The following is a 3,768-nucleotide window of genomic DNA, read 5'->3' as shown; positions in this document are numbered from 1 at the left end:
GCCCGCTCCCACAGGTGGACTGCGTTTTTTCAGGCATATCCCTTAAAGAAAAGGCCCGGTTTTCGTGGAACCGGGCCTTCTCCATGTTGCGCGTTGAATCAGTTGCGTTCGAGGGCGAGGGCGACGCCTTGACCACCACCGATGCACAGCGTCGCCAAGCCTTTCTTGGCATCGCGCTTGATCATTTCATGCAGCAGGGTCACCAGCACGCGGCAGCCTGACGCGCCGATCGGATGGCCGATGGCGATGGCGCCGCCGTTGACGTTGACCTTGTCAGCGTCCCACTCCAGCTCTTTGCCCACCGCCAAGGATTGCGCAGCGAATGCTTCGTTGGCTTCGATCAGGTCCAGGTCACCCAGTTTCCAGCCGGCTTTGTCCAGGCAGCGGCGTGTCGCCGAGACCGGACCAATGCCCATGATGGCAGGGTCGACGCCCGCATTGGCATAGCTGGCGATACGTGCCAATACCGGCAGGCCGAGGGCGCGGGCTTTGTCTGCGCTCATCAGCAGCACCGCAGCGGCGCCATCATTGAGGCTTGAAGCGTTGCCGGCGGTGACGCTGCCGTCTTTCTTGAACGCGGGTTTGAGCTTGGCCAGGGATTCGGCGGTGGTGCCGGCGCGAGGTTGCTCGTCCACGGCGAAGGCCACCGGATCGCCTTTACGCTGAGGGATCAGGATCGGCGTGATTTCATCGACAAAACGCCCTGCCTCGATAGCGGCAGCGGCCTTTTGTTGCGAGGCGGCGGCGAACGCGTCCTGGGCTTCACGGCTGATGCCGTACTTGTCCACCAGGTTTTCGGCGGTGATGCCCATGTGGTAGTCGTTGAACGCATCCCACAGACCGTCGGTGATCATGCTGTCGATCATCTTGGCGTGGCCCATGCGCAAACCGGTGCGCGCGGCAGGCAAGACGTAGGGTGCCAGGCTCATGTTTTCCATGCCACCGGCAATGATCACGTCTGCGTCACCGCAACGGATGGCCTGGGCGCCCAGGTGCAGGGCCTTGAGGCCCGAGCCGCAGACCTTGTTCAGCGTCAGGCTTGGCACAGCGTGGGGCAGGCCCGCCAGGATCGAGGCCTGGCGGGCCGGGTTCTGGCCGCTGCCTGCGGTGAGTACCTGGCCGAGGATCACTTCATCCACTTGGGCCGGGTCCAGGCCGGTCTGCTCCAGCAGGCGACGGATTACAGCTGCGCCCAGTTCAGGTGCCGGGATATTGGCCAGCGAACCCTGGAAGCTGCCCACGGCGGTGCGGGTGGCAGCGACAATCACGACGTCTTGCATGGAATCTGTCCTCACTGGAATTGCATTTCTGGAACGTGGTCCGGGACGATCAGTTTACCGGCGGTCTTGCTCACAATCTCTTCAACGCTGACGCCAGGTGCGCGTTCCTTGAGGACAAAAGCGCCATTTTCGATTTCCAGGTAGGCCAGGTCCGTCAATACCCGCTTGATGCAGTTCGCGCCGGTCAACGGCAGGCTGCATTGGCTGAGCAACTTGGACTCACCGTCCTTGGACGCGTGGGTCATGATCACGATGATGTTTTCCGCACCGGCCACCAGGTCCATGGCACCGCCCATGCCCTTTACCAGCTTGCCGGGGATCATCCACGAGGCGATGTTGCCCTGTACGTCTACTTCAAATGCACCGAGTACGGTGAGGTCGACGTGGCCGCCGCGAATCATCGCGAAGGACTCGGCGGAGGAGAAGATCGAGGCGCCGATGCGCGCGGTCACAGTCTGTTTGCCGGCATTGATCATGTCGGCATCGATGGTGTCTTCGGTCGGGAACGGGCCCATGCCCAGCAGGCCGTTTTCCGATTGCAGCATGACTTCCATGCCTTCAGGAATGTAGTTGGCCACCAGGGTCGGAATGCCGATGCCGAGGTTGACGTAGTAACCGTCCTGCATTTCGCGGGCGACGCGTTGGGCCATTTGTTCGCGGGTAAGAGCCATGTTTTTTCCTCTTATTGTCTGGGCTGGAGGCGAATTACTTGCGCACGGTGCGCTGTTCGATGCGCTTCTCGAACGTGCCGCAGATGATCCGGTCGACGTAGATGCCAGGGGTGTGGATCTGCGCCGGGTCCAGCTCGCCCGGTTCGACGATTTCCTCGACCTCGACCACGGTGATCTTGCCCGCAGTGGCGGCCAGCGGGTTGAAGTTCTGGGCGGTGTGGCGATAAATGACGTTGCCGAAGTGGTCGGCTTTCCAGCCTTTGACGATGGCGAAGTCGCCGGTGATGGACTCTTCCATCAGGTACGGGCGCCCGTTGAATTCGCGGGTTTCCTTGCCTTCGGCGACTGGAGTGCCAACGCCGGTGGCAGTAAAGAAGGCCGGGATACCGGCACCGCCTGCGCGCATTTTTTCCGCCAGGGTGCCTTGGGGGGTCAGTACTACTTCGATTTCGCCGCTGAGCAGTTGCTTCTCGAAGAGGGCGTTTTCACCTACGTAGGACGCGATCACTTTGCTGATCTGCTTTTGCTCCAGCAGAACGCCCAGGCCGAAACCGTCGACACCGCAGTTGTTGGAAACCACAGTCAGGTCGCGGGTGCCTTTGCGCTTGATCTCGGCGATGAGGTTTTCCGGAATGCCGCACAGGCCAAAACCACCGGACAGCACGGTCATGCCGTCTTCCAGGCCTGCCAGCGCTTCTTCATAGGACGCCACGCGTTTATCGAAACCTGCCATATGCACCTCTTTTATTGTTTGTGGGCCAGCCAATGAACCGAGTGTTGCGCTGAAGCATTGATTTGTTAAGTTGTTTTTTAAGGTTGATTGATTTAAAAAACAGCATAGTTGCCTGGCCGTTTGGAGTCGCCTCATGACAGTTAAACAGATGCGTGCCTTTCTCGCTGTGGCCCAAACCTTGAGTTTTGCCGCGGCCTGCGAGCGCCTGCACCTTTCCCAATCGGCGCTGAGTCTGACCATCAAGGGGCTGGAGGAAGGGTTGGGCGGGCGCTTGTTCAGCCGCAATACCCGCAACGTTGCACTGACCCCCGAAGGCGAATCGCTGTTGCCCCTGGCACGTCGTCTGATTGCCGACTGGGACAACGCCGAAGACGAACTGCGCCAGCGCTTCACCTTGCAGCGTGGACGGGTGACCGTCGCGGCGATGCCGTCGTTCGCAGGCAACCTGTTGCCGCCGATTCTCAAGATATTTCGCGAACGTTACCCCCACGTGAATGTGACAGTACATGACCTGATCAATGAGCAGGTGCTGGAGATGGTCCGCGACCGCCAAGTGGAGCTGGGCGTTGCGTTCGAGCCTTCAGAGGGGTCTTCGTTGGCGTTTACGCCGCTGTACCTGGACCGATTCATCGCGGTGGTGCCGGCTGATTCACCCTTGGCACAGCGTACTGAGATCGATTGGAAAACCCTGCTGGAACAGCCGTTCATTACCTTGCAGCGGCCTTCCACGGTGCGGGTCATGCTGGAGGAGCACCTGGGCGCCCTACAGATGAAACTGCCGGTAGCCTTGGAAAGCCATCAGTTGGCGACAGTGGGCAAAATGGTTGCCACTGGGTTGGGGGTCAGCGCCGTCCCCGCGTTATGTGCGCGGCAGATGGAGGAGGCGGGCGCTCATTGCATCACTTTGAGTGACCCGGTGATCGAACGACCCATTGGCGTGCTGACCAAGCCAGGGCATGAACTTTCGGCGGCGGCACAGGTGCTGTTTGATATTTTTCGGGATGAAGCCGGGAAGGGCAGGTTTCCGACTTTTTGATTGTGCCAGATACAAAAATGGGAGCTGGTAAACCAGCTCCCATATAAG

At 60.1% G+C, this 3,768-nt stretch carries 4 protein-coding genes; 1 reads left to right on the top strand and 3 read right to left on the bottom strand.

The annotated features are described in order from the left end of the window. Positions 1–98 precede the first annotated feature (98 nt). The 3 genes from ACRESD_RS13100 to ACRESD_RS13090 are packed head-to-tail and all read right to left on the bottom strand — an operon-like array spanning position 99 to position 2,684. On the bottom strand, positions 99–1,280 hold the full coding sequence (locus tag ACRESD_RS13100) for an acetyl-CoA C-acetyltransferase (RefSeq protein WP_431751285.1): 1,182 nt from the start codon (positions 1,278–1,280) through the stop codon (positions 99–101). A gap of 11 nt (positions 1,281–1,291) precedes the next feature. After that, positions 1,292–1,951, bottom strand: a complete 660-nt coding sequence (locus ACRESD_RS13095; RefSeq protein ID WP_431751284.1) for a CoA transferase subunit B — start codon at positions 1,949–1,951, stop codon at positions 1,292–1,294. A 34-nt stretch (positions 1,952–1,985) separates the two neighbouring features. Next, positions 1,986–2,684, bottom strand: a complete 699-nt coding sequence (locus tag ACRESD_RS13090; RefSeq protein ID WP_058425579.1) for a CoA transferase subunit A — start codon at positions 2,682–2,684, stop codon at positions 1,986–1,988. 133 nt (positions 2,685–2,817) lie between these two features. On the opposite strand from ACRESD_RS13090, the gene ACRESD_RS13085 reads away from it, so the two are divergent. Further along, the gene (locus ACRESD_RS13085; RefSeq protein WP_431751283.1) at positions 2,818–3,720 is read left to right on the top strand and encodes a LysR family transcriptional regulator; all 903 of its coding nucleotides are present in this window, start codon (positions 2,818–2,820) and stop codon (positions 3,718–3,720) included. Positions 3,721–3,768 lie beyond the last annotated feature (48 nt).

It is taken from the genome of Pseudomonas sp. (genome assembly GCF_050739995.1).
GTDB lineage: Bacteria > Pseudomonadota > Gammaproteobacteria > Pseudomonadales > Pseudomonadaceae > Aquipseudomonas.
The sequence above is the reverse complement of the archived record's forward strand: the minus strand, read 5'-3'. Positions and strand labels throughout refer to the sequence as shown.

Excerpts from the sequence above, each read along its gene's own strand:
- ACRESD_RS13090 (WP_058425579.1), bottom strand. The coding sequence starts at position 2,684 with ATGGCAGGTTTCGATAAACGCGTGGCGTCCTATGAAGAAGCGCTGGCA.
- ACRESD_RS13095 (WP_431751284.1), bottom strand. The coding sequence starts at position 1,951 with ATGGCTCTTACCCGCGAACAAATGGCCCAACGCGTCGCCCGCGAAATG.
- ACRESD_RS13100 (WP_431751285.1), bottom strand. The coding sequence starts at position 1,280 with ATGCAAGACGTCGTGATTGTCGCTGCCACCCGCACCGCCGTGGGCAGC.
- ACRESD_RS13085 (WP_431751283.1), top strand. The coding sequence starts at position 2,818 with ATGACAGTTAAACAGATGCGTGCCTTTCTCGCTGTGGCCCAAACCTTG.